At 47.2% G+C, this 25,150-nt stretch carries 22 protein-coding genes; 5 read left to right on the forward strand and 17 right to left on the reverse strand.

Annotated features, from left to right (window positions below; all coding sequences use genetic code 11):
- Nucleotides 1-44: 44 nt before the first annotated feature.
- The 14 genes from GV64_RS22690 to agaR form a co-directional block, all read right to left on the reverse strand.
- The gene (locus tag GV64_RS22690) at nucleotides 45-2,465 is read right to left on the reverse strand and encodes a polysaccharide lyase 8 family protein (protein WP_020581882.1); all 2,421 of its coding nucleotides are present in this window, start codon (nucleotides 2,463-2,465) and stop codon (nucleotides 45-47) included.
- Between the two features lie 27 nt (nucleotides 2,466-2,492).
- Nucleotides 2,493-3,464, reverse strand: coding sequence for a hypothetical protein (locus GV64_RS22695; protein WP_020581883.1), 972 nt, complete (start codon nucleotides 3,462-3,464; stop codon nucleotides 2,493-2,495).
- A gap of 512 nt (nucleotides 3,465-3,976) precedes the next feature.
- A complete protein-coding gene (locus tag GV64_RS22700; RefSeq protein WP_020581885.1) occupies nucleotides 3,977-5,047 on the reverse strand; it encodes a glycoside hydrolase family 88/105 protein in 1,071 nt (356 codons plus the stop codon).
- Between the two features lie 118 nt (nucleotides 5,048-5,165).
- Nucleotides 5,166-5,930, reverse strand: coding sequence for a 2-dehydro-3-deoxy-D-gluconate 5-dehydrogenase KduD (gene kduD, locus GV64_RS22705; RefSeq protein ID WP_020581886.1), 765 nt, complete (start codon nucleotides 5,928-5,930; stop codon nucleotides 5,166-5,168).
- Nucleotides 5,931-6,059: 129 nt separating this feature from the next.
- Nucleotides 6,060-6,890, reverse strand: coding sequence for a 5-dehydro-4-deoxy-D-glucuronate isomerase (gene kduI / locus GV64_RS22710; RefSeq protein ID WP_020581887.1), 831 nt, complete (start codon nucleotides 6,888-6,890; stop codon nucleotides 6,060-6,062).
- A 125-nt stretch (nucleotides 6,891-7,015) separates the two neighbouring features.
- On the reverse strand, nucleotides 7,016-7,870 hold the full coding sequence (locus GV64_RS22715) for a tagatose bisphosphate family class II aldolase (protein WP_034844478.1): 855 nt from the start codon (nucleotides 7,868-7,870) through the stop codon (nucleotides 7,016-7,018).
- Complete coding sequence (nagA, locus tag GV64_RS22720; RefSeq protein WP_020581889.1) at nucleotides 7,870-9,060, reverse strand: N-acetylglucosamine-6-phosphate deacetylase; 1,191 nt, start codon at nucleotides 9,058-9,060, stop codon at nucleotides 7,870-7,872. The genes GV64_RS22715 and nagA overlap by 1 nt, the downstream gene beginning before the upstream one ends.
- Entirely contained in the window at nucleotides 9,061-9,495 is a 435-nt protein-coding gene (gene agaF, locus GV64_RS22725; RefSeq protein ID WP_034844481.1) for a PTS galactosamine/N-acetylgalactosamine transporter subunit IIA, read from the reverse strand.
- A gap of 123 nt (nucleotides 9,496-9,618) precedes the next feature.
- Nucleotides 9,619-10,509, reverse strand: coding sequence for a PTS system mannose/fructose/sorbose family transporter subunit IID (locus GV64_RS22730; RefSeq protein WP_020581891.1), 891 nt, complete (start codon nucleotides 10,507-10,509; stop codon nucleotides 9,619-9,621).
- Nucleotides 10,499-11,284 (reverse strand): PTS N-acetylgalactosamine transporter subunit IIC, encoded by a 786-nt coding sequence (gene agaW, locus GV64_RS22735; RefSeq protein WP_020581892.1) that lies wholly within the window; start codon nucleotides 11,282-11,284, stop codon nucleotides 10,499-10,501. The genes GV64_RS22730 and agaW overlap by 11 nt, the downstream gene beginning before the upstream one ends.
- Before the next feature lie 2 nt (nucleotides 11,285-11,286).
- Entirely contained in the window at nucleotides 11,287-11,775 is a 489-nt protein-coding gene (gene agaV / locus GV64_RS22740) for a PTS N-acetylgalactosamine transporter subunit IIB (protein WP_020581893.1), read from the reverse strand.
- Between the two features lie 33 nt (nucleotides 11,776-11,808).
- Nucleotides 11,809-12,975, reverse strand: a complete 1,167-nt coding sequence (locus GV64_RS22745; protein ID WP_034844483.1) for an SIS domain-containing protein — start codon at nucleotides 12,973-12,975, stop codon at nucleotides 11,809-11,811.
- A gap of 195 nt (nucleotides 12,976-13,170) precedes the next feature.
- On the reverse strand, nucleotides 13,171-14,442 hold the full coding sequence (locus GV64_RS22750) for a D-tagatose-bisphosphate aldolase, class II, non-catalytic subunit (protein ID WP_020581895.1): 1,272 nt from the start codon (nucleotides 14,440-14,442) through the stop codon (nucleotides 13,171-13,173).
- A 138-nt stretch (nucleotides 14,443-14,580) separates the two neighbouring features.
- The gene (gene agaR, locus GV64_RS22755; protein WP_020581896.1) at nucleotides 14,581-15,348 is read right to left on the reverse strand and encodes a transcriptional repressor AgaR; all 768 of its coding nucleotides are present in this window, start codon (nucleotides 15,346-15,348) and stop codon (nucleotides 14,581-14,583) included.
- Between the two features lie 229 nt (nucleotides 15,349-15,577).
- Here agaR and GV64_RS22760 point away from each other — a divergent pair, with 229 nt between their 5' ends.
- The 5 genes from GV64_RS22760 to ptsI all read left to right on the forward strand — a co-directional run bounded on the left by GV64_RS22760 (nucleotide 15,578) and on the right by ptsI (nucleotide 21,090).
- The gene (locus GV64_RS22760; RefSeq protein WP_020581897.1) at nucleotides 15,578-16,561 is read left to right on the forward strand and encodes a sugar kinase; all 984 of its coding nucleotides are present in this window, start codon (nucleotides 15,578-15,580) and stop codon (nucleotides 16,559-16,561) included.
- Nucleotides 16,562-16,647: 86 nt separating this feature from the next.
- Nucleotides 16,648-17,280, forward strand: a complete 633-nt coding sequence (locus tag GV64_RS22765) for a bifunctional 4-hydroxy-2-oxoglutarate aldolase/2-dehydro-3-deoxy-phosphogluconate aldolase (RefSeq protein ID WP_020581898.1) — start codon at nucleotides 16,648-16,650, stop codon at nucleotides 17,278-17,280.
- A gap of 2 nt (nucleotides 17,281-17,282) precedes the next feature.
- Nucleotides 17,283-18,920 (forward strand): sulfatase-like hydrolase/transferase, encoded by a 1,638-nt coding sequence (locus GV64_RS22770; protein WP_020581899.1) that lies wholly within the window; start codon nucleotides 17,283-17,285, stop codon nucleotides 18,918-18,920.
- Nucleotides 18,921-19,030: 110 nt separating this feature from the next.
- Nucleotides 19,031-19,291: an HPr family phosphocarrier protein gene (locus tag GV64_RS22775; RefSeq protein WP_020581900.1), complete on the forward strand. Its 261-nt coding sequence runs from the start codon at nucleotides 19,031-19,033 to the stop codon at nucleotides 19,289-19,291.
- Nucleotides 19,292-19,383: 92 nt separating this feature from the next.
- Entirely contained in the window at nucleotides 19,384-21,090 is a 1,707-nt protein-coding gene (gene ptsI, locus GV64_RS22780) for a phosphoenolpyruvate-protein phosphotransferase PtsI (RefSeq protein WP_020581901.1), read from the forward strand.
- Between the two features lie 48 nt (nucleotides 21,091-21,138).
- On the opposite strand, the gene GV64_RS22785 is transcribed toward ptsI, so the two are convergent.
- From GV64_RS22785 to GV64_RS22795, 3 genes are all read right to left on the reverse strand, one after another.
- Nucleotides 21,139-22,476: a hypothetical protein gene (locus tag GV64_RS22785; protein ID WP_152554166.1), complete on the reverse strand. Its 1,338-nt coding sequence runs from the start codon at nucleotides 22,474-22,476 to the stop codon at nucleotides 21,139-21,141.
- A 252-nt stretch (nucleotides 22,477-22,728) separates the two neighbouring features.
- On the reverse strand, nucleotides 22,729-23,589 hold the full coding sequence (locus GV64_RS22790) for a hypothetical protein (protein ID WP_152554167.1): 861 nt from the start codon (nucleotides 23,587-23,589) through the stop codon (nucleotides 22,729-22,731).
- Between the two features lie 514 nt (nucleotides 23,590-24,103).
- A complete protein-coding gene (locus GV64_RS22795; RefSeq protein ID WP_020581904.1) occupies nucleotides 24,104-25,042 on the reverse strand; it encodes a carbamate kinase in 939 nt (312 codons plus the stop codon).
- Nucleotides 25,043-25,150: the final 108 nt, after the last annotated feature.

The raw sequence follows: 25,150 nt of genomic DNA on the forward strand, positions 1-25,150 counted from the left end.
TCGTAAGGAGAGCACGGGGCCTTCTGACCCCATGCTCATTCAGGTCATCCTTCGACTTTTCTCAAAGTAAACTGGTAACTGCTGCCACGAAGACCGGAAAGATCAGCCTTGATCTCTCCTTTTTCATTGAATGAGATTCGCTGCTCAGGGTCTGCGATCAGCTGTAGATTGCCATCCATGGCAAAAGAAACTCGTCCCCAGCTTCGGGTCGGATCTGAAACGGCCACATGAATCAGGTCTTCTGAAGGTTCCACCATGATCGACATCGGATCGTATGCAGTAACGACCCCGGCTCGCCCCTCTTCCCAGAAGTTGGCAGCCAGCAGACCGCTTTCAGGGTGCTCAATGGCCTGAACCTGATCATTGTTTGCCAGTACATTAACCGACGATTCACGTACAAATGAGTCCAGTTTCTGCTGATCTGCTCCAGGCAACATGGCAAAGGCGTAATCCGTGCCGCTATCGTGTGGCAGTACAGCTGTTGTAAAGCAACCCTCAACCGGGCCACGGTTCACACCAACGTCAGACCAGTCACCTTTTCTGCATAAGCGGGATACTTCTGCTGGTACCGGTGTCAGCATGACATAGCCAAGGTTGGTGCCCGACTTAACATCATTGATATGGAGCTGTTGTAACTCGCCATTAAACTGGCCACCTGAAGCCAGTACGTGACCATTGACAGTGACCTGAACCAGGTCACCTTCCCGGCGGTTTTCCATGGTTGTTAATGCGGGAACTTCACTTTTATTACGAATCCCGGCGCCAAGCGAAATAACCACATCATCCAGCATGAACCAGGATTTCTTCGCCTGAAGCTGGTTATTCCAGTTGGTGAAATTCATACCTGCTGTACCACGACTGCCCAGCTGACTGCCGCCAACCCAATCCATCCTGTTTTGCCGGCCACTGCGCTGAGCACTGAGCTGGCCACTGCACAACCCCCGTTTCTCATCGAGCACAGTAGTTCCTGGCAGGCGGTACGGATCAACCACAGGCCAGAAGTTACCGTAATGTTCCTGCTGGGCGTTGTAGAGATAGGTCATACCGTCAGCGGTATACCAGCCTTTCAGGTTCTCACCATTCATACACTCATAGTTACCAACGCGATCTGAGTGCATGGCTATACCAAAGCTCCAGTCCGGACGGTGATGTACCACCCGATCCATATCAGCAAACTGCCGGTGAGCAGTCCTGGGCGCCAAAGCAGGAATGGACGAATCGTTCAGAATTGTTCGTGCCAGCTGGTGCGTACTCAGGAATTTCGGATGGTTAAAAAACGCTCCAGAATTATCCTGCTCAATCTGTCCTTTAATAAACGACTTGAGTTGTGCTTTATAAGGTTCCGGAGCACCCTCTACATAAAGCAGCATGGAATTGAGCATGGCATGGCCAACCTTATGATTCTGGCCGTGTAACCTTGAGATCGCCCGGCCATTCACCATGTCCATCATCTGCCCATTCACCATCAGGGGGGCAAAAGCATTCAGCAGTAACGGGTAGATTTTCTGCAGTTCAGGATCCGTCGCCTGCCAGGGGGAATCAGCAACCAGCCCCAACAGCAATCCCAGACCTTCCACCATGACCTGCCCATAGGTTCCACTGTATGGAAGATCCTTATGCTGGATGAATGAGCCATCGGGGTAAAAGCCATCGCCTTTATCCACAAAAGGAAGTACAGGGGACAGAGCTGCAACTGCATCCGCAATCTCTTCAGGGTTCTGATCCAGAATTCCACGAATCAACACAACCTGAGCATTGTCTGTGCGGTTACCACCAGTGGACTTAAACAGGGTAGGCGTGGAGGAATAAGGTGCGCCCGCCCCCTCACTGAAGTGGGTTGGCCTGACGACAAAGTATCGGGAAGCACTGATGTAGTTTTGGACCAGGTCTTTCGGTAATGCATCATAGAGTACGACCATCAGATTACCGGTTACCTTGGCAATGCCCACCTGCCAGTGCCACCAGTTTCCCCACTCAGCGGCACCTTTGTGATAGTAGTTCTGGTTCAGCAATGTCAGGCTATTCACCAGCGTCTGCAGAAGTTCAGGATTACTTTCCAGCTCTCCCCCGCTCATCCGGTAGGCTCTGGCCAGAGTGAACAGTCGCTGATAGGTCGTGTATAAATCACGCCCCAGACGCTGTTGGCCCGAAGTTGTTTCCTTGTCCAGAACCAGATCAGACCAGAGCCCTTTCCCGGATAGCTGGAGAGTAGACAGCAGCTCTGCAGCCTCTCGGTTTACATCGATAATTGACTTCTGAATACCCTCTCCCATCGGCAGTTCAGGGTCTCCAAGATAGTAGCCAGCCCATCGCTGACGGAGCGTGTCATAGGCTCCAGACTGAATAATGGATACACCTGAATCAACTGCAGGATGGTTTCCAGTAGCAGTGTCCGAAGTCAGAGCTATACCCGGGGTACTCATAATCAGCGCCGACATCAGGACGGCAATTTTCGAAGGTTTCATTATCCGATTCCCAAAGTTCTGATGCGGTTAGAAGTGACGCTGAATACCAAATTTGATGAAATATTTATCCCTGTCCGGGTATTCAACCGTCATGTCCGGAGCGTCCCTGTTGTACCCTTTAAAATCAGCAAACTCGTAATAGGTTTCGTAAATGAAATTCCACTTACCGGAGAGACCAATATTTCCGTAAACACCAAACCTTGAATAATTAATATCTCGACTCGCACCATGCCGGTCAGGATGATTTGGAACCGTTTCATTGGGCTGATCGGTAACATCTCGACCAAGGCCATAACGAATAAATGGATGGATAGAAGAGCGGCCAATTTTATGAGAGTAAACCAGCCTGAACTGCCAGTAATTAATTCTGTAGTTATTATCAAAATCATCGTACTCAGTATAGAAATGAGGCCTAATTGAAGAAACATTATTAATACGATGAATTAAACCAAACTCTGCTTCATACCCCCAGTCAGTATACGTTTCTGCAACGGTATCATTAAAACGCTTTCCCTGACTGTCACCCATGTAAATATGACCATTGGCAAACAGCTGATTTTTTGAATTAAGAAAATAATCAACCTGAGGGTACAATCGATACTCTTTCTCATATCGATCGATATCATAACCGTTATACCGGAAACCGACACCTGGTCTGAAACGCCAGTTTCCACGGCGGATTACCTTGGTAAAGTGAAGCTCAGCCCGATCCGTCATGGAAGTTGTCTGATTATTCAGGTAGAGATTTTCATTAGGGTAATGTTTTTTAAAGACACGCCCCCAGACATTCCACTCATTACTGTCTGGAGAATGAAAAAAACGAATATATGGGGTTAATGAATTCAGTTGTTCATAGTTGTACGGCGCACCTTTCTGACTTTGATCACTGTACTGCTCATACTCAGAGCCAAACTCTACCCATGTTTTTGCATACCCGTTTACAGAAGATAAAGTTAGAGCTGCCCCCACCAGAATACTGACACTGGCTTTTTTAATCATAAATAGTCTCTGTGCTTAATTAGAATTAGTTATCAAAGAAAAACTGAACCTGCAAAAAAATAGGACAAAGCAGTACATGCCCCCTGAAGAAAAGTGCAGTATGCTTTCAGTGATGATTTCAGCAATAAAACAGAAGACTGATTTACAGTGATCACCATCTCGTATTTCCACTCAGGAGGTGGTTAATTAACAATTGATTATTTCAATAATAAGATTCTCAACAACAAACAAACATTACCTGACTGTTGATTGATATAATAAATACATCACATTTACATTTCTTGATACAGGTCAACAATCGCAACCAATTATTTTTCATCTAAAAATTAAAAGACAAAAAAACACCTAATTATTGCGTATCAAGTTTCAAAATCATTAGAAATCTTTCGCTTTTATTGCTTTATTACCAAAAAAATCAGTCAAGCCATTATTCATAATTTTTCATCAGAAAATAAAAAAGGTTAAGGTGGATAGAGCCACCTTAACCTTTATCGATCAGTAAACGATGGTAATCAAGCGCAGAGCTTGGCCACTTCTTCTGCAGCCAGCAGGAATGCACCTGCACCATAATCAATATTGTGCTCTTTCTTGGTTTCTCTCGGGTTAAAAGCAGGAAGCTGAATCCAACCCATCATGCCATCATCGTGGACACAGGTTTTCAGAGCAGCCCAGGCCTTTTCCAGAGCTGGCATATAGGCGTCACGATCCAGGATACCGTTGTTGATACCCCAGGCCATACCATGAGCAAACAGAGAAGTAGCACTGGACTCTGGTGATGGGAAGCTTTCAGGGTCAAGCATACTGGCACGCCAGAAGCCATCGTCGCCCTGCAGCTTCACAACCGCTTCACAAAGCTTCACAAAGAGATCGATGTACTTCTGACGGTCAGCATGATCTTCAGGCATATGATCCAGTACACGACAGATAGCGGAAACTACCCAGCCATTACCACGACCCCAGAATACTTTTGCGCCATTTTCTTCACGCAGCTCGCCACCCTGACCATCTGGAATATAACGTTTGTCACGGTAGAACAGATCAGTTTCCGGATCCAACAGGTGCTCAACACTATCCCACCACAGGGTATTCATGGCATCCAGATACTTTGGTTCACCCGTCATCTCAGTCAGCATCGCAAACGCTGGAGGAGCCATAAACAAGGAATCACACCACCACCAGTCTTCACGACCTGGCTTTGGATCGTTCAGCATCAGGTCAAAGGCTTCAATAGAAGATTCCATCATGAAATCTTCTTTCATGGCCTGATAGAGTTCCAGATAGGTCTGGCAACAGGTATGGTCATCGGCAAAGCGGTCTTCCGGACCTACTTTCCACTGGTTGGCTTTGGCCCACTTGATCGCTGAATTCAGGTATTTGCTGTCATCAGTAGCACGCCAGGCGGCCATAACACCGGTATACATAACACCGCGTTCCCAGTCAGTGCCCTTAATGTAATAGGTGGCACCACTGCGGCGGATCCAGGACTTGGTTGGGTTTTCCAACTGCCAGTCGCATACCATGCGTATCAGCTTAACCGCTTCTGCATGATCAAAAACGGCAGGAAGAGTCTTTTGTTCAGTCATCGTCGTATTAATCTGTTTTCGTAACCCATGAGCTAAGTATCCGGCCATATGGTTTCAAAGATGTCATATGGACAGTTACTTATAAATAAGGGCTCTGCTGAGCCCTTATTTATTCCAATCAGCGAGCCAGCCAGCCGCCATCTACTGCTACGGTGTAGCCGTTAACGTAGTCACTGGCATCAGAAGCCAGGAATACAACAGGGCCAGCCAGGTCTTCTGGTGTTCCCCAGCGGTTTGCAGGAATACGGCCCAGGATTTCAGCATTACGCTTCTCATCAGCACGCAGAGCGGTCGTGTTGTCAGTAGCCATATAGCCAGGAGCAATGGCGTTGACATTAATACCGTGCTGAGCCCACTCACAGGCCAGCAAACGAGTCAGACCGGCGATACCACTCTTACTGGAAGTGTAAGACGGTACGCGGATACCACCCTGGAAAGACAGCATGGACGCGATATTGATGATCTTGCCACCTTTACCTTGCTCCAGAAACTGCTTGGCAACCGCCTGGCTCAGGAAGAATGGGGTTTTCAGGTTAATATCCATAACCTCATCCCAGTCTTTTTCGCTGAAGTTCACAGAATCTTCACGACGGATGATGCCCGCATTGTTGACCAGGATGTCTACTCGGCCAAACACTTCTACGGTTTCCTTAACGATACGCTCAACCGGCTCAATGCTCAGCAGGTTAGCTTCAACAAAGTGAAAACGACGGCCAGTTGCTTCAATCTTTTCACGGGTTTCAGGCGCATCGATATGACCGACAGCACAGATATCAGCACCAGCCTGAGCCAGTGCAACTGCCATACCCTGTCCCAGACCGGTATTAGCGCCAGTAACCAGGGCTACTTTGCCGTCGAGGCTGAAAGAAAACTGTTGAGTCATGATACTTCCTTAAATTCTTGAGCTTTCCAACGCTGCTGTTAATAACGCTTTTTACGAAACAACAGGTCAGTCACAAACTATCTTGATCTTTTCGATCCTCATGCTAGGCATGAGGATTATTCAATACGATTACTTCAGGTCGCCCATTGGCACGAAGTCCATATCAGAGAAGGTCTGGTTCTCACCAGCCATGCCCCAGATAAAGGTGTAGTTAGCACTGCCAACACCGGAGTGGATGGACCAGCTTGGGCTGATAACCGCCTGTTCGTTGCGCACTACTAGGTGACGGGTCTCTGTTGGTTCACCCATCATATGGAAAACAACACCGTCGTCTTTCATATCAAAGTAGAAGTACACTTCCATACGACGCTCATGGGTATGGCAAGGCATGGTGTTCCAGATGCTGCCTGGCTCAAGAATGGTCATACCCATAGCCAGCTGGCAGGTGTCCAGTACCGCTGGAACCATGTACTTGTAGATCGTGCGACGGTTACAGGTTTCAGAATCACCCAGTGTTTCAGGGCTGGCCATTTCCTGGGTGATTTTCTTGGTTGGGTAAGCTGCGTGTGCTGGTGCACTGTTCAGGTAGAACTTGGCTGGCTTGTCAGCATCAACGCTGGCAAAGGCGACTTCTTTAGCGCCCATGCCAATATACAGGGCTTCGCGGCTGCCAATTTCGTGCTCAACACCATCAACAATAATGATACCGGCTTCGCCAATATTGATAGCACCCAGCTCACGGCGAGCCAGGAAGAAGTCAGCACCGATTTCCTTGCCGGCTTCCAGTTTTACGGCTTCAGTGCCAGGCATGCAGCCACCGGCAATCACGCGGTCAACATGGCTGTAGGTCAGATTGATAGTACCGTTGGCAAAAATGCCATCGATCAGAAACTCACGACGCAGACCTTCGGTGTCCAGCTGTTTTGCGTGATCACTGTGAATTGGCTGACGAATTTCCATAAGTCTCTCTTCTCTGCTCTTTATCATGAGAAGACGTGTTCAGACACATCCTCTATTAATTCGGAAAAAAAAGTCCGCCCGAAGACGGACAAAGGCTACTTGGTTCTTTACACACTCAAGACCGCTTAAACGCGGTTACTGCTGCCACACATATCAATTTTTTCGCGGATCAGGGCCGCCATGGCATCTTTGCCCGGCTCCATGTATTTGCGAGGATCATTAGCTTCCGGATTAGCCAGGAAGTATTCCTTTACTTTGTCGGAGAACGCGATCTTCAACTCAGTAGCAACGTTCACCTTGGTCACACCCAGCTCGATGGTGCGACGTACGTCCGGAGTAGAAATACCGGAAGCTCCGTGCAGAACCAGAGGTGCTGTGGTGACGTTGCGAATTTCAGCCAGACGCTCAAAATCCAGCTTTGGCTCAGACTTGTACATGCCATGAGCAGTACCAATGGCAACAGCCAGAGAGTCAATGCCAGTACGTTCGATAAACTCTGCCGCCTGTGCAGGGTTGGTATACAGCGCATCTTTTTCATCAACAATCAGGTCATCTTCCTGACCGCCAAGACGACCCAGCTCTGCTTCTACGGTAACGTCACGGGCATGGGCGTACTGGACGACTTCACGGACGATACGAATATTTTCTTCAAAATCATGATGGGAGCCATCGATCATCACAGACTTCACACCCATATCGATCAGCGGCTTGATCGCACCCAGAGATTCGTGGTGATCCAGGTGCAGTGCGATGGGAATGTCGTGAATTTCAGACGCTGTCTGGGCAATCGCCACCAGATATCGAGCACCTGCGTAGCTGATGGTGCCAGGCGTACCCGCCAGAATGATCGGAGAGCGCATTTCAGCAGCCGTTTCAACAACGACGCGAACGGTTTCCAGGTTGTGGATATTAAAAGCTGGCACTGCGTATTGATTCGCCTGAGCATCCAGCAACATTTGTCTTGTTGAATAAAGTGCCATTAATTTGTCTCACTCCAAGCAGAAAATACCTGCTGACCTTTAACGAGAGTCAGCAGTACATTAAAATCGTCGTCCATTACAGTCAGGCTGGCTTCCATACCTGCAGCAATGGATCCCATCCGGTCATTCACCCCAAGAATTCGAGCAGGTAATTCAGATGCCATTCTGACGGCATCCCACTCAGGCACTTCTGCCAGACGGGTCATATTTCTAATGGCCATGTTCAGCGAAAGTGTACTGCCCGCTAGTGAACCGCATTCCGTGCGAGCTACGCCATTTTTTACCTGAACCGGTAATTCTCCCAGCTGATACGTTCCATCAGGCAGGCCACCGGCACACATACAATCTGTTATCAATGCAGACCTTTCTGTTCCCTTGCACTTCCAGCTCAGCTTAAGAACGGCCGGATGAACATGAACGCCGTCTGCAATCATTTCTGCGATCACCGAGTCACTAGCCAGCATGGCGCCAACACTGCCTGGTTCGCGGTGATGCAAACCACTCATCCCGTTGTAGAGATGAACCCCGATAGTGGCGCCCGCCTCGATGCAGTCTTCCACCTGGTCGTAGGTTGCATCGGTATGCCCCATGGCAACACGAACGCCATTGGCAACCAGTTGTTTTGTTGCTTCAACAGCACCTTCGGTTTCAGGAGCCAGGGCAACGACTTTCAAAGAGTTACCGGCCACTTCAAGCAGGTCAGCAATACGCTCTTGAGAAGGCGCCAAGAAAAACTCTTCCGGATGAGCACCTTTATGTCGGGGTGTAAAAAACGGCCCCTCAACATATGTACCCAGAATTTCCGCTCCCCCCTCTAGACCGACAGCCATGGTGCTTTTGACATTAGCCAGTGCCGCCAAAACCTTCTGCCAGGGAGCCGTTACTGTTGTCCCCAAAAATCCAACGACACCTGTCTTTGGAAGATCGTTGGCAATCGTCGCCAGTGCTTCCGGTGTCGCATCCATGGTGTCTGCACCACTCTGCCCATGAATATGCATATCAATCAGTCCCGGCATCAGTTTGTGATTGCCAAGATCCACCAGTGTGTAGCCAGTTTTCAGGCTGTCGCTTACCGAGTCGATCCTGCCATTACTGATGTGAACAAACGCATTGTCCAGAATGCCTTCAGGGGTAAAAACCTGAGAAGCTTTCAGTGCATATTGGCTATCGGTGATGCAGTCCATCATCATTTAAATTCCATCATCCATAGCGTCAGTGCTTTTCACCGCACGCAGTTCCTGCTGGAAGCTCTTGATGTTTTCTACCCCGGTTTCCATCACCTGTTGAACCAGCTCTCCCAGTTCCATGCCATCGCGTTCAAGACAGGCTTCAGCAGCCATCACCAGGTTGGTGCCGGAAATCACATCCGCATTAGTCATATCAGCAGCTACTTTCGCTGAACGCTGAAAAGGTGAGCCACCAGGAATATCAGTCAGGAACAGAACGCCTTCGCCGCTGTCAACTTTGTCTGCTGCTTCGCGGAGCTTTTGCTCCAGCTCATCGGTAGACATAGACTCCAGGAAGTCCACATACTCAACCTGTGGATTTTCACCAGCAATGGCATTCACGGCAGACTGGTAGCCGGTGGCAAAGTTAAGATGGCCAGTAATTACGAGACCGATCATGTTCAATTCCTCAATACTTCAACATGCCATCCTGATGTGCTGCAGGGAGAAGATGACATTCTATAAAGACGATTAAGAGCTAAAGGCTTTTCAGAGGGGAGAAACTCCCCTCGATGAACGTTGTTACAGGATGCCCAGGTACTTACCGGCAATACCGATCACCATGGTCAGACCAATCAGGCCGCTGGGTGATTTACCTTTCTGCACCAGGTAATACATCATGAAGACAAAACCAAGGGGCAACAGGTTTGGCATGATCTTATCGAGAAGATCCGTCTGTATGTGCACCGTCGCCTGCCCGGCCTCCACCACCAACGGTGTGGAGATCTTGATAAAGCTGGCACTGAGTGCACCAACCACGGTCAAACCAAGAATGGTGGCCGCACGGGACAGCAGAACTGTTTTCTCTTTCAGCTGAGCCAGGGCATTCACACCGGACTGGTAGCCGTAGAAGGTCAACCAGAAGTACAGTGGGAAGTGAATCATCTGGTACAGGAAGAAGAACACGAAAGGTCCTGCCACACTGCCGTCCAGAGCAATCGATGCACCGATACCCAGGGTGATTGGCATCAGGGTCATGTGGTCGATAGCATCACCGATACCACCGGTAGGCCCCATTGCTGCTACTTTCAGAGAACGAATGGTACTTGGCTTCTCTTTGTTCTGTTCCATCGCAGCCACCAGGCCAACGATAAACGTGAACAGCTTTGGAGAGGCATTGAAGAGTTCAAGATGCATCTTCAATGACTTTGCCAGGTCATTCTTGTTCTTGTGGATCTTCTTCAGGATAGGGATCAGGGTGTAAGCCCAGCCACCGGCCTGCATACGCTCGTAGTTGAAGTTACCTTCCATGAACAGACCGCGGATAGAGATATTCCACAGATCCTTCTTGGTAATCACTTCTTCTTTAGACTGATCTTCAAAGTAATCCTGATTCAGGATCTCATCGCTCACGCCGTCTACCAGCGCTTTACCTTCAGCGATGTCATTTACATATGCGGTATTAGATGCCATCGCTGAAATCTCCATGTGCAGATGCTGGTTGGGCCTGGGCTACAGTTTGCTGACGTTCACTGCGCATCATGTAATCGAGTACAGCAATACAGGTACCGAGAATGGCGATAGCCAGAACAGGAAGCTTCAGATATGTAACCAGTACGAAACCGATAAAGAAGTAAGCCGCCACTTCTTTTTTCAGCATGATCTTCAGCAGCATTGCAAAACCGATAGCAGGCATCATACGACCGGCAGCAGACAGTCCAGCAAGTACTTCTTCTGGCAGCAATGCAACGATGGCAGCAGCGGTCTCAGCACCGAAGTAAACGGGCAGGAATGCAACCACTGCATAAAGCAGAGCACGAACACCAAGACCGAGGTACAGCATGTTATCGATACCGCGGGTATCGCAGCGCTTGGCATACTCATCACACTTATGCATAACCGGCGCGAAAGCGGTAAACAGCAATACAACCAGGCTCTGCATCGCTACAGCGAATGGCATGGCAATACCGATACCCACTTCAGGGTTTTCACCGGTCAGGATGACAAAAACGGTACCAATGATTGCACCGATACAAACATCGGGTGGTTGTGCACCAGCGTTTGGTACCAGACCCAGCCAGGCCAGCTCCATTGCAGCACCGGCCATCAGGCCTGTCTGAAGGTCACCCATGATCAAGCCGACAACGGTGCCGGTGATCAAAGGACGGTGGATATTCAAAGCGACATCGTACTTGTCGATGCCGCACAGCGCCGCCCAGAGGGCGACGAGCAGGGCTTCCATAAACATGCTTATCCCTCGTTAACAGCGCTCATGATTTCGATTTTTTCTTCTTCTGGCATACGCTGGATGGTGCATACCACACCCAGTTCAGTCAGCTCACGGAAGGTATCGATATCGTTCTGGTTCACAGATACGGTTTTGTGGATTTGCTTTTTACCTTCGCTGAAGTGCATGTTGCCCACATTCACTTCCTTGATAGGTACTCCACCCTTAACCATGCGCAGCACATCCTGAGGGTTTTCAACCACCATAACGATTTTCTGAGCAGGGCTTGCCTTGTGAATAACATCGATGGTCTTCTGAATAGAGAAATAGCGAGTCGCCATTCCCGGAGGTGCCGCCATATCCATCAGGTTCTGGCGAACTGGGTCTTCAGATGCTGAGTCATTAGCTACCAGAATCAGGTTACCACCGGCGTGATGGCTCCAGGTGATAGCGATCTGTCCATGCAGCATGCGGTTATCAATACGAACCAGCGCAATGTTGGGTGTGTTCATATACCGTACTCCTGAAAGTATCTAACCAATCGGTCACTGTTTGTTATAAGGGTGAATAATGACGCCCTGGACGACCCTGTTTACTTCACCTGTTGGGCAGGGGTTATCCGGTGTTATTTGCAATTGTACGGATTTGAAGAATGCAAAAACTTGAGCTAGAGCAATGAAAGGAAACGAAAGCCAAACATTTTCAGTTTCAAGTGTTTGACCCAGAGTCATTGCATTACCCTTTCGAACATCATCGTCACACTCATCGGAGATGGCCAGAATGTGTGCAGCCTTATCATCACGACGCAGCTCAGCCAGCAGATCAAGGTCGTACTGTCGTGTATAAGAGTCATTGGTCATGAATTCGATAATGACGGTTTTATCATTAACGATGGACTTAGGTCCGTGACGGAAGCCAAGCGGGGAGTCAAAGACAGAAACAACCTTACCAGCGGTCAGTTCCAGAAACTTCAAAGAGGCTTCCTGCGCCAGCCCCTTCAGACTTGCGCTACCCAGAAACACCAGTCTTTCAAAGTCTTGCTCAGCCAGTGCTTTCAGTTCGCCAATTTTATCTTCCAGCAGTTGCTCAGTGACCTGACTCAGCTTTTCAACCAGCTCAGCAGTACCCTGCTCACGATCAAAGATACACAGCGCACTCAGCATCATGCTGGTGTAACTGCTGGTCATCGCAAATCCTCTGTCGTTAGTACCCTCTGGCATTAACAGGCAGAACATGTTGCTACGGGACTGACTGGCCAGAGCCAGATCACCTTCCGGGTTACAGGTCAGCAACAGGTGATAGCACTCATCAACCAGCTGATCAGCCAGCTCGACAGTAGCAACACTTTCAGGACTACGACCGGAACGGGCAATGGAGATCACCAGTGTTGGCACCTGTTCAGCAAAGCACTCAGCAGGAGAAGCAACAACATCGGTGGTGCTAACCGCTTCAAAACGACGACCAGTAACACGAGCCAGGTGAGGTGCAACCACCTGACCTGCAAAAGCTGAAGTACCTGCGCCGGAAAGAACAACCCGCAGATTTTCTTTTGCCAGCAGTGGCGCAAGAAATGCGTCCAGTTCTGCACGGCAGGCTTCGATATTGGCGAGAGCTTCACGCCATACCCTTGGCTGCTGGCTGATTTCAACGGCTGTTTGCTCGCCTCCGATATCACGAAGGAAGCTTTCGTCCATACCCAGATAAGTACTCATGTTTCTACTCAACTCTATTCAGCTTTTAACTCGGCCCTTCTTACAACTCTGAAAGCCAGGAAGGGGCTATAATTCGCAACCAAGAACCACTTCAGGTTTTGCCGGACTTTTTTAGGGACAAAAGAACCCCGTCCGACAAAATCGAATTTCTTTTTGCCAGTGATTTAAAACAATTGATTTTCAGTGCATCTGTTATTAACAGGCTCTGGCGTAATCTTCAGTTACCTGCATAACCCGATGATGAACCAGAGAGCGAGCATTACCCTTGATGTCACCACGACGGATAGCCCAGTACTGATCTGGCAGGTACTGACTGACCAGAGGCATTGGAATCACCCGGTTCTGGAGGTTTTCCAATAAGGCAGTTAATGCCTTATCAGCTTTCTCACTATTCCAGTAGTAACGGATACGATCACTGTAACTGTAGGTACGGGCAAAACGACGATCGTCGTCATTGCCAGCATAATATTTTTCCCAGTTCCCGGGGTTCGCCATCATCTCCTCTTCCATGGCTTCACGGATATTAGAGCGATCGGAAGCGGGCACCAGGGCATCTTCTATATGAGCCAGTGCATAGAGAGCTTCACGCATGGCAAAGGTCAGCTGAGGACCTACCTTAAGAATCGCAAAATGATCACGGACCAGCGCTTTATAGGCATCCGGTGTTTGATAGTCGGTAGAATGGGCTTCGAAAACAATATTAGGGTCATTCTCAATAAACCGGCTCAGCTCAACAGCTTTTTCCGGTTGATAATCAATAACAGAGGTATGATCAAATTCAACACCCGGCTGAACCACCAAACCAACAACGCGCTGCCAGGCATCCTGAAGGCCCGACTCTTCAAATACACGTCGATGACAGTCCAGTGTGTAACCAGCTCTTTCTGGCGTAGTGATGTGAATGCCTGAAATTTCTTCAGTTTCACCGCCAGGAACGGGCACTTCAGTTCCTATAACATAAACAATATTGGATTGACCAAAGCACTCGACAGCAGTTGCTTCAGCAACCTTGCAAAGGTTAGCAGCGCGTGCAGCAACAATTTCATCATTAAGTACTGAAGGATCGCCCTGACAGCTCATACTGGCGTCAAGATGAATCTTGGTGAATCCAGCAGCAACGTAAGCCTTAATCAGCTCACGGGATTTCTCCATCGCCGCTTCTACAGGCTCATTCTGCCAGCAATTTGGGCCCAGGTGATCGCCACCCAGCCAGATATTTTCTACCGGAAAATCAAGCTCACGGGCGATGTCATAAACGTATTCGCGAAAAGCAACCGGGTTCATGTCGGTGTAACCACCGAATTGGTTAACCTGATTGGAGGTTGCCTCAATCAGGACTCCGGAGCCGTCTTTTCTGGCCTGCAGAATAGCGGCTTCAAGAACCAGCCGGTTAGCGGAGCAGATGGAGTAAACCCCACACTGTGCTCCCTGTTTATGACGCCTGATGATCTCAATTAAACTGCTCACAGCAACACCTTATGTACTGCTTTCGATTTAAGCTGCGGCGTCACTGGTCAAGTGTTATTACATGAAAGTTACAACCTTTCAATAACTTCAAAACCATCTGAAAAAATCAGAAAACGATTTGAAAATTATCGAAAGCGATCAACTGTCAGCAATAATGACTCTGACTCCCTGACGCTGCAAACCTGCCATATAGTCGGCTGGTATCCCCTTATCGGTTACCAGCGTATGGAAAGCGCCAAAAGAGCGGATGAAGTGATAACCCTTGCTACCGAATTTGCTGGAGTCTGCCAGTAGAATAATTTCACTGGAAATATCACACATCACACGGTTCAGGGTAGCTTCACGATCAAAATGCGTAGTCAGGCCTGCAACAAGATCAAATCCGTCAACCCCAAGGAACAGCTTGTCAAAGCGGTATTGACGCAGAGCGTCTTCCGCCTGTGAACCATAAAAGGAGTGTGACTTTGAACGGAGGGTTCCTCCGGTCATCATGATCTCAATACCGGAAGCCTTCACCAGCTCACTGGCAACATTAAGCCCGTTGGTCATTACCACCAGGTTTTTGTTGTTCACCAGATGCTTTGCCAGCTGCTGCGTAGTGGTACCAGAGTCAAGAATAATGGATTCACCATCATTAACGAGTCTGGCAGCCGCTGCACCGATTGCTTCCTTCTGGGAGATGTTTACAGAGCCTTTATCGTCAAAAGGCATCTCTTTAACAACATCATCCAGGGCCATGGCACCGCCGTGAGAGCGAAGCAGGAGACCTTTGTTATCCAGGTAATTAAGATCGTTGCGGATCGTGACACTGGATACCTTGAAGTGCTCAGCCAACTCTTCCACCCGAGCCAGACCTTTGTCACGCACCAGGCGAACGATGGCTTCGCGTCTCTCAACAGTACTCATTTAAACCTCTCTTTCAACTGCGCTTTCACACAGTTGCAGCAAACATACAGGCTTTTCACTTGCCTTTCAATTTTTTGTTTCAAATTTTCACTTATTAGTGATTTTGCTTTCAAAACAGCGATAAACTCAGTTTTTACACCAAAAATTTTTCATTAATAATGATAGAGATCATTAAAATGAAAACTATTTTGTGAGAGCATCATCTAAACACGAAGGAATTCGAAAGACTATGACACTGATCATTAAGCCGGCTTCCATAGCATGCATTGGTGAATGCATGGTCGAACTCACTCAAACTGATGTTTTGGGTGAAAACAACAGCGAAAACGAAAAGTTTCTGAAAGTAAACTTTGCGGGCGATACACTTAACACCACTGTTTATATGGCAAGACTTCTTAAGGAAGCTTCAGCCAGCCAACAGACAGATATCGCTGTTCGCTATGTTACGGCCCTGGGACAAGACAACTTCAGCAGCCGGATGCTAGCGGCATGGCAAAGCGAAGGTATTGACACCCGTCATGTCTACAGCCTGTCGGGTAAGTTGCCCGGTCTCTATTCGGTCAATGTCGATGCAACCGGTGAAAGAAGCTTCCACTACTGGCGCTCAGAATCTGCTGCCCGTTCACTGTTTTCCGATGCTCTGACTCAGGATCAGATAGAAAGCATAGCTTCTGAAAACAGTCTGATCTTCTTATCCGGTATTACGGTTGCAATTTTACCTTACGAATCTCGAAAGCAGCTAGTTAATTTACTGAAAATAGCGAAACACAATGGTTCGATTATTGCTTTCGATACTAATCACCGCCCGGCTCTCTGGAAAGATGCTGAAGATGCACGACAGTGGTATCAGCAGATTCTGGAGCTGACCGACATCGCTCTGCTGACCTTCGAAGATGAGCAGCTGCTGTTTAATGACCAGTCGGTAGAAGACACGCTTCAACGCCTTGAGCACATTCCTGAGCTGATTATCAAAAGAGGCTCTTCACCGTGCCTGGTGAAATCCAATGGCGAGGTCCAAACCGTCGTTGCCCAAAAGGTCAGCACGCCCGTAGATACCACCGGTGCTGGAGATTCCTTTAATGGTGCTTACCTGAGCAGCCGCATGCTTGGAGCTTCACCCGTTGAAGCATGCCAGGCCGGTCATCGTCTTGCTGCTGAAGTGATCATGCATCGCGGTGGTGTTATTCCCAAAGAGGTTATGCCTGCGTTATAGCAGTCTCTTAAGAAGATATATAAAGGCATTGTCGTTTTATGAACCTAAGCCCTTCTTACAAAAGCGCTGACAAAAGAAGAAGCTCCATGACAAGCGAATACATTCTTTCAAAGGCTTACCCTGTTCTTCCGGTTATTGTTATTGAAGAGCTGAGTCACGCTGTTCCCCTTGCCCGAGCATTGTCAGCCGGTGGAATTAATGTATTTGAAGTTACCCTGCGCACATCCTGTGCTCTGGAAGCGATTCAGGCAATCAAAGCGGCAATGCCCGAGTGTATTACCGGGGCAGGCACAGTCACTTCTGCCTGTCAGGTGGAAGCCGTATTGAAAGCAGGTGCAGACTTTGCGGTATCACCCGGGGCAACACCGGCACTATTAAAAGAAGCGAAAGAACAGAAACTTTCATTTCTACCGGGTGTTTCTACACCGTCTGATATTATTCAGGCCATTGAGCATGGCTATAACCTGCTGAAACTCTTTCCTGCTGAACAGTCTGGCGGTATCAGCATGCTCAAAGCCCTTGCAGGCCCCTTCCCTGACGTTAAATTCTGCCCTACTGGTGGTATTGGTCTGCACAATGCAAAAGATTATCTGACACTGACTAATGTTCTGGCCATTGGTGGCTCCTGGGTGTGTCCGGGCAACCTGGTAAAAGAGGAGCGCTGGGATGAGATAACCCGGCTTGCAGGTGAAGCAGTAGACGGACTCCAGAAGGCATAACCATGAAACGCAGAAGTTTTTTAAAGACCCTTGGCATTACTGGCGCTTCCGCCATGCTTCCACTGACCCTGGGTGGCTGCACCAGCGCCGCACAGCGGGTTAATCAATTACTTGGGGATAAAAAGAATCCGCCCAACATTATTTTGATGGTCACCGACGATCAGGGTTTTGGGCAGTTTGACTTCCTGCCTGAGAGTTATAACAAAACCGTTCTGGCGGAACGTTATGTCAGTGAGCGTTATGCTGTTGATCTGGATGCAGCTATCCATGCTTCCAGATCCGCCATGCCAACGCTGAAAAAACTGGCCGTTGATGGTGTTCGCTTCAGTAACGCACACGTTACTCACCCAGTCTGTGCCGCTTCACGTACTGGCATCATGACCTCCCGCTACCCTCACCAGTTTGGTATTTACAACAATGACGATGTAAAACCTGGTGTTCCACTGGAAGAGACCTTCCTGCCAGAAGTCTTCCAGAACAACGGCTACCGTACCGGCGCTATTGGTAAATGGCACCTGGCCAAGGTGCGTAAAGAAGCGGTGAAAGGTTCTACTTCACGAGATTACCACGACAACTCGATTATCTGGGCAGAAGAAGGCTATCGTCCTACCGACCGTGGTTTTGACTACTTCTTTGGCTTCCATGCTTCCGGTGTATCCAGCTACAACTCACCAACCTGGATGCGCAATGGTGAACTGGCTGAATCCAAAGGCTACATGACAGACCAGATGACGGATGAAGCGCTGGCCTTTATCCGCAGTGTGAAGAAAGATCAACCATTCTTCCTTTATTATGCTCATGCGGCACCCCATATTCCGCTGACCGCCATGGCACCGGAAAAATACCTGGGCCGCTTTAATACCGGAAACCAGGAGGTCGACAATTACTACGCATCCATCGCTGCAATTGACGACAGTATCCTTCTGCTGATGAACGAGCTGGAAGCCTCTGGCCGTGCTGACAACACCATTTTCCTATTCATGCCGGATAATGGCGGTGTTGCTGACTCACCAATGCCACAGAACGGCCTGTTAACCGGGAACAAAGGCTCTCTGATGGACGGTGGGGTTCACATACCACTGGTTGCCTGGGGTAAATCACTGCCTAAAGGCATGATCTATGATGGCCTGGTATCCACCATGGACCTGATGCCAACCTTACTGGCAGCATCTGGGTTAAACCAACCGACATCACTGGATCTGGACGGAGTTAACCTGCTGCCACACCTGAGTGGCAAAAATCCTTCTGACCCTCATGATATGCTGTTCTGGGCAGGCCCCCGTGCGTTCCACTGGGGAGAGCCGAATGACGACTTCTGGAGCGATTACTTCGAATATGTCTCCGGACGTTCAGAATCTGATATCGAGCCAAGCAGCCCACATCTGGAAAAGTACTCCACCGCCAGTTGGAGTGTGCGCAAAGGTAAATGGTCCCTGCACTGGTGGCAGAATGACAATCAGGTTCGACTTTATGACCGTACTGTCGATCCTGCAGAAACCAATGATATTGCTTCAAAACACCCAGCCCTCGTCAATGAAATGATGATGGGGATAAAGCGCTGGATTAAAGACAAACCTGAACCTGCTGTCTGGGGGCAGCAGTACTTCAGAGAACTGAAAAACAGCCTGTTACAGCCTTGAGCGGGAAATGCCCCTAAAGGGCAGGCTAATTCGATCATTAAACCATTACCAGGGCTCTTCTTTATTTTTGACCAAGAGAGCCCGGATATAAACTTTTAGGAAGTGAAACCATGCAAACTGCACAAATTCAGGTTACCAATGAAAATGGTCTGCACACTCGCCCAGGTGCCGTCTTCGTAAAAGCCTGCAAAGAGTTTTCCAGTTCCATCACTGTAGAAAACAAAGGCCGTAAAGCTAACGCAAAAAGTCTGATGAAACTGATGTCTGCCGGTATCCTGAAAGACGACGTTATCACTCTGACCATTGAAGGTGATGATGAAGTAGCGGCTATGGAAAAACTAAAAGTCGTTATCGAAAATCTGGAAGGATAATTTATTTTTGAACCACAGAGGTTCTCCACCTCTGTGGTTACACTTCTCCGCTTTAGATGATTTTTAATTCAGCAGGTTCAAGAGTTACTTCCATGATCAAGGGCATCATTGCATCCGAAGGCATTGCGATCGGTAAAGCTGTTATCCACTGTGAGCAGGAGCTGATCCTGCCAGAGTACAAAGTAACGGATGACCAGGTTAATAACGAAATAGAAAGATTCAAAAAAGCCCGGGAACAGACCACAACTCAGCTCGATAAACTCTATCGTGAAATGCTGGGTAAATTCGGTGAAGAAGAAGCTGCCGTATTTGAAGGCCACATGATGGTGGCTGAAGACGAAGAGCTTGAAGAAGAAATCTTCAGCCTCATTGGCGAGGGAAAACCAGCGGCTACAGCAACTCATGAGGCTATCCAAAGTAACGTACAGCTGCTGGAAACGCTCGAAGATGCTTATTTGAGAGAGCGTGTTGCTGACTTCCGTGACGTTGGCCTGCGTCTGGTAAAAAATATTCTGGGTATTCGTATCTCTGGCCTGGAAAATCTGGAAGATAACTCCATTGTCATTGCCAATGATCTGACACCTTCAGATACTGCTCAGCTTGACCTGGACAAGGTCATTGGTTTTGTAACAGACGTCGGTGGACGCACATCACACTCGGCGATTATGGCACGCTCTCTTGAAATTCCTGCCATGGTTGGATGCCAGCAGGCAACCACTGCTATTTTGCATGGTGATCAACTGATTCTGGATGCGGTCAACAATCAAATCATTGTTAACCCAACAGACGAACAACTGACAGCCGCTCGTGCACAGCAAGATGCACTGACCAGTGCCCGTAATGAGCTGGCAAAACTGAAAGATCTACCAGCAGTTACTGTCGATGGTAAACACTTCGAACTTTGCGCTAATATCGGAACACCAAAAGACGTTGATGGTGCTTTGCGCAACGGTGCTGAGGGCGTAGGCCTCTACCGTACAGAATTCCTGTTTATGGATCGCAACTCCCTGCCTTCTGAAGAAGTTCAGTTTCAGGCCTATAAGGAAGTTGCTGAATCCATGGGAGACAGACCCGTCATTATCCGTACCCTGGATATTGGTGGTGACAAGGATCTTCCTTATCTGGATCTGCCAAAGGAGTTGAATCCATTCCTGGGCTGGCGTGCGGTGCGTATGTGTTTAGACCGCCCGGAAATCCTGCAGACTCAACTTCGTGCCATTCTGAGAGCCAGTGCTTTTGGTAAGCTGCGCATCATGTTCCCCATGGTCATTTCGGTCAATGAAGTGATGCAGCTAAAAGAGCATGTTGAGCAGGCCAAACAGAGCCTGAGAGACCAGGGTATTGCGTTTGATGAGCAGTGTGAGCTGGGCATCATGATTGAAACACCAGCAGCTGTCATGATTGCTGATCAGTTGATTGAAGAGCTCGATTTCTTCAGTATCGGCACCAATGACCTGACTCAGTATATTCTGGCGGTAGACCGCGGTAACGAAAACATTGCCCACCTGTATGACAGCTTCTCTCCTTCTGTATTAAGAGCGGTTAAGCAGGTCATTGATGCTTCCCACGCTGCTGGCAAATGGACGGGTATGTGCGGTGAGTTTGCCGGTGATGAACGCGCTGCGTTGATTCTGGCAGGTCTTGGTCTGGATGAGTTCAGTATGTCTGCACCGTCTGTTCCCATGATTAAAAAGATCCTGCGTGAACAAAACAGTGGAAAACTGAAAGAATTGGCCGAGCAGTGTCTTAAAGCACGTGATGCTGACGCTGTCAGAGCATTAGTGGATTCCATCCATTAATATCTGGATTGCTTTCATATTAGAAAGTCTACAAGGCAGGGGTCAGTGTTAGCTGACTTCTTCCTTTTCGTTTTTTATTCTTCTCAGCCCATCATAATGGCCTCCTTCACCAACGTCTTTGCATACCAGATAGATAACGTCCTCCTTCGGTGAAATATCCTCAAGATCGCGATTATTGCCATCAAGCCCGTAACCAAGACTGGCAACGCTGGCATAGTGATCACACTGCTGATAACCATATACGATGACTGTTCTTCTTACGGCGTATGCAAGCAATGGCACATGCTGTAGAGTTGCCCAGAAAGCTAAGCTGCTCTCAGTTCTATCAGGATTGTAAGGAACATGTCTGATAATATATTTTCCCTCTACCTGATTTTGCAGCCACTCACGATCAAAGATTAGTAAATCGTTATTCATTGCTCTTGTGGGTGACTCTATTAACCTAAGGGCCGCTTTGTGCATTAGGACTCTCAAACTAACCGCGTTTTCTCCATGGATCTGACCGGCTGAAGCTTCGTAAAAGCAATTTCCGAAAGGAGCCGTAGGACACAGTTCAAATCCCAAGTATTTCAGTGTCTCAGGGCTTGCACTAACCTCACCATCCCATCTTGCCAGATAACCTCTCATCCCCTCATGACCTAATTGCAATGCACCAGATGAGAGGAGCTCTGCTTCCTTTAAACTTCTTAAGAAACGATCATCAGCCCTATCTGAAGTTTTCAAATCCTGATCAGGCCTATGATCAATAAAGTGTCTTGCCCTTTGATGATAGGTTTTCCACATGAACCAGTCAGGGTTATTAGGATAGCGAATTAATTTAAGAGAATCCTGAGCCTTGGAGTAATCAGGTAAGCAAGAAATATATTTTGTCCTTATTCCACCACAGGTGTATTCAATTGAGATATTAAAGGCTGATGAAATAATGGGAAATATAGCTTCAGGATCAAACTCAGGACAAGATGCTTCATCTTCAATCAATCCACGAAGATTCTCCATATATAGCTTTTGCTCATGGTACTTTTCTTCTCCCTTGAATGGGTTAGGATTATTTCCCCAAAACCGACTAACTTCTTTGATCACCTCAATATAATTTACTCTCCCAAGTTCCCTTGCTAAAGCTTTATATACTTGAATATTTGGATCACCACTGAAATTAATTTTTTCAGAAATCAAAATATAAGCTTTTCTTTTGTTGAGCGGCCTTTCACTATGCCCCCCCCTTACTTCAGAATCCACATTTGTAACTGGATCACGTAACTTTGAGTATATTTTTATCGGAATACAGACCTCTTGACCATTACATCCACTTAAGTGGACACTACTTAAATCTCTAACAGCCGACCCAGAATAGGCTGATTGAGCATATCCGCCAAGCTCATCCATCATGACAACCTGCCACAAAAAACATTACAAACCCCGAAGAGACTCAAGTCCTCTTGGGATAAATAAAAAACTGATGCATTAAGAATATCAGAAAATACAAAAATTAAAGGGTAAGATAAATAGTATTACAGATAGACTCAATGAGTGGCCTATCACAGACAGGCTTCACTCTGTATTTCAAACCACTCAAGCTTTATATAAAATTTAATATAAATTTCCTACAAGAAAACTACTTATATTTTTTTAAATATAAAATCAAAGAAAAACATCATCGACCTGTTTAATTAACTCTTGTAATTTATCTCTAACCATATCAATCTTTTCCCTAGCCTTATTTAACTTCATTGATTGTATGTATTTTTTATTATCAGATGACGAAAGCATCTGGTTTTCTGACTGAAACTGCGTCAATTGATAGGATGAGGAATTACTGTCAAACTCAGGGTGAGAAGCTTTTATGCTTTCTTCCATTTCCACCACAATCACAGGGACTTCTGGCTGCTCTTCCAGCTTGCTCAATTTTTTCTCCATAACCCTGTCTGCAAAAGAACTAAAGTTTACTCTCAGCTTTCTGTCTGACTGACCGAATGAGACATTCGTTGCATGTGATGAAACCAGCCTTCCTTCAATCATAAGACCTGGATCATGGGGTAATGCAACTACCCATTCTTTGGGTGAAAAAGAAAATTCATTACCAGATTGAGGCAGTATGATGACGAATTGTTCCTGATCACAGGCGGCAAACACGCCTGTACTTTTCCTTATCAGCTCATAATCTGGTAAACTTCCACCGATATTGGGAACCGAGTTCTTTATTTCATAAGCCAATCGTCTGGAGTTGTCAGGATCTGTTATATTCAGGGAAAGACCAAATCCAAAATAAAAATCACTTCCTTTCATCCCAAAATAGACAGATTCTTTTTTGGCACTGTTAGCCTCCATAAATCCAAACCGAATTGGAGCATTGTACTCTTCATCAACTATATTATTAAACACTGCGTTTTTTAAAAAGCATCCACTCTGCTTTTCCTTATTAGCTTGTTCTGCAATTGAATGACCAGAATTTAAAATAGCAGTACTCATAATTAATGGGGATAACCATCTCATCCAACTCATATTTTTTTCCTATTTATCATTGAGGTTTTCCCAGTATATGTGATAAACAGAATTTAGCTCACCAATTACGATTATATTTTCATACATGCTCGCCCAATCATTAAGATGATTTTATCAAACAACCAACCTATTTATTTAAATCATTATTTTAATTTACCACAACTACAAAAAGTAATAATCGACATTTATTCATTAGCTATCATTTTCTTCTTATTACAATTTATCATCGGACAATTACTAAATATTTTTTACCAGCAAGAGGTAAAAATAGCAGCATTTTCTCCTTAAAAACCTGAAATAGATAACAAAAATATGCAACAGGAACTTTAAAGCAAGATTAAATAAAAAATCACAGAATCAGTTTTATATTGATTTACTGTCATCATTTGTGATGATGACAGATATTACAAAATGCAAATAGTCCAATTGTTGTGCATATACACAACAACTGGCTTATAGATGAAAATTTGATTTCGCCGAAAACTGGTAAACCCAACCTCCTTATACTCAGAGGTTATTCATAGTAACTGATACCACCGGCAACATCCGGTCTGATCACAGTACCTGAATCAGACGTCAGAATCTCTGCAGCCTGATCCAGAGAACCAATAGCCGCCATCTTACCGCCATTTCGAACAAACTCGACGACAGACTCCACTTTAGGCCCCATTGAGCCAGAGGCAAAGTCGAACTGATCCATTGCTTCAGGTGTCGCACAACGAATATTCTTTGAATCCGGATGACCAAAGTTGGTAGCCACGGCAGGAACATCGGTGAGAATCAGGTAAGCATCTGCCTTCAAGCCTTCAGCAAGCAGACGGGATGAGCGATCTTTATCAATAACCGCTTCCACATTCTGCAACAGTCCATCATCGGCTCTGGTCACCGGTACACCACCACCACCACCACAAATAACCGTGATCCCTTCATCAGAGATCAAATGCTGCAATGAAGACAACTCAAGAATTTCCTCTGGCAGGGGTGAAGCAACGACACGACGGAAATATTGGCCATCAGCCTTAATGGTCCAGTCTTCATGAGCCTTCAGAAGCTCATCAGCCTGTTCACGGTTATAAACAGGGCCAACAAATTTATCCGGATCACCAAAAGCAGGGTCGTTTCGATTGACCAGTGTCTGGGTCGATACCGTACAGATATTATGTCCAGGCATCTGGTTGCGCAGTTCCTGCTCAAACATAAAGCCGATCATTCCCTGGGTCTGAGCGCCGAGGGCATCCAGTGGGTAGGGTGATACACCTTTATAAGCATCATTCATTAATGCCAGCAGGCCAACCTGAGGCCCATTACCATGGGTGAGAATAACTTGATGATGGCGGGCAATACGAGCAATAGCCGAAGCGGCCTTGCGGATGTTTCTGCGCTGGATTTCACACTCAAGCGGTTCTCCACGTTGCAGGATTGCGTTTCCACCCAGGGCAATTACGATTCTCATGACTTTATTCCGTTATTTAATTAAATATTAGGTCGTTTATTAATCTCTTGTTTTTTCATCAACGCTTACTCAGCGGGTTACTCCCGAATAATCTGGTAATACCTTGAT

The organism is Endozoicomonas elysicola, assembly GCF_000710775.1.
GTDB lineage: Bacteria > Pseudomonadota > Gammaproteobacteria > Pseudomonadales > Endozoicomonadaceae > Endozoicomonas > Endozoicomonas elysicola.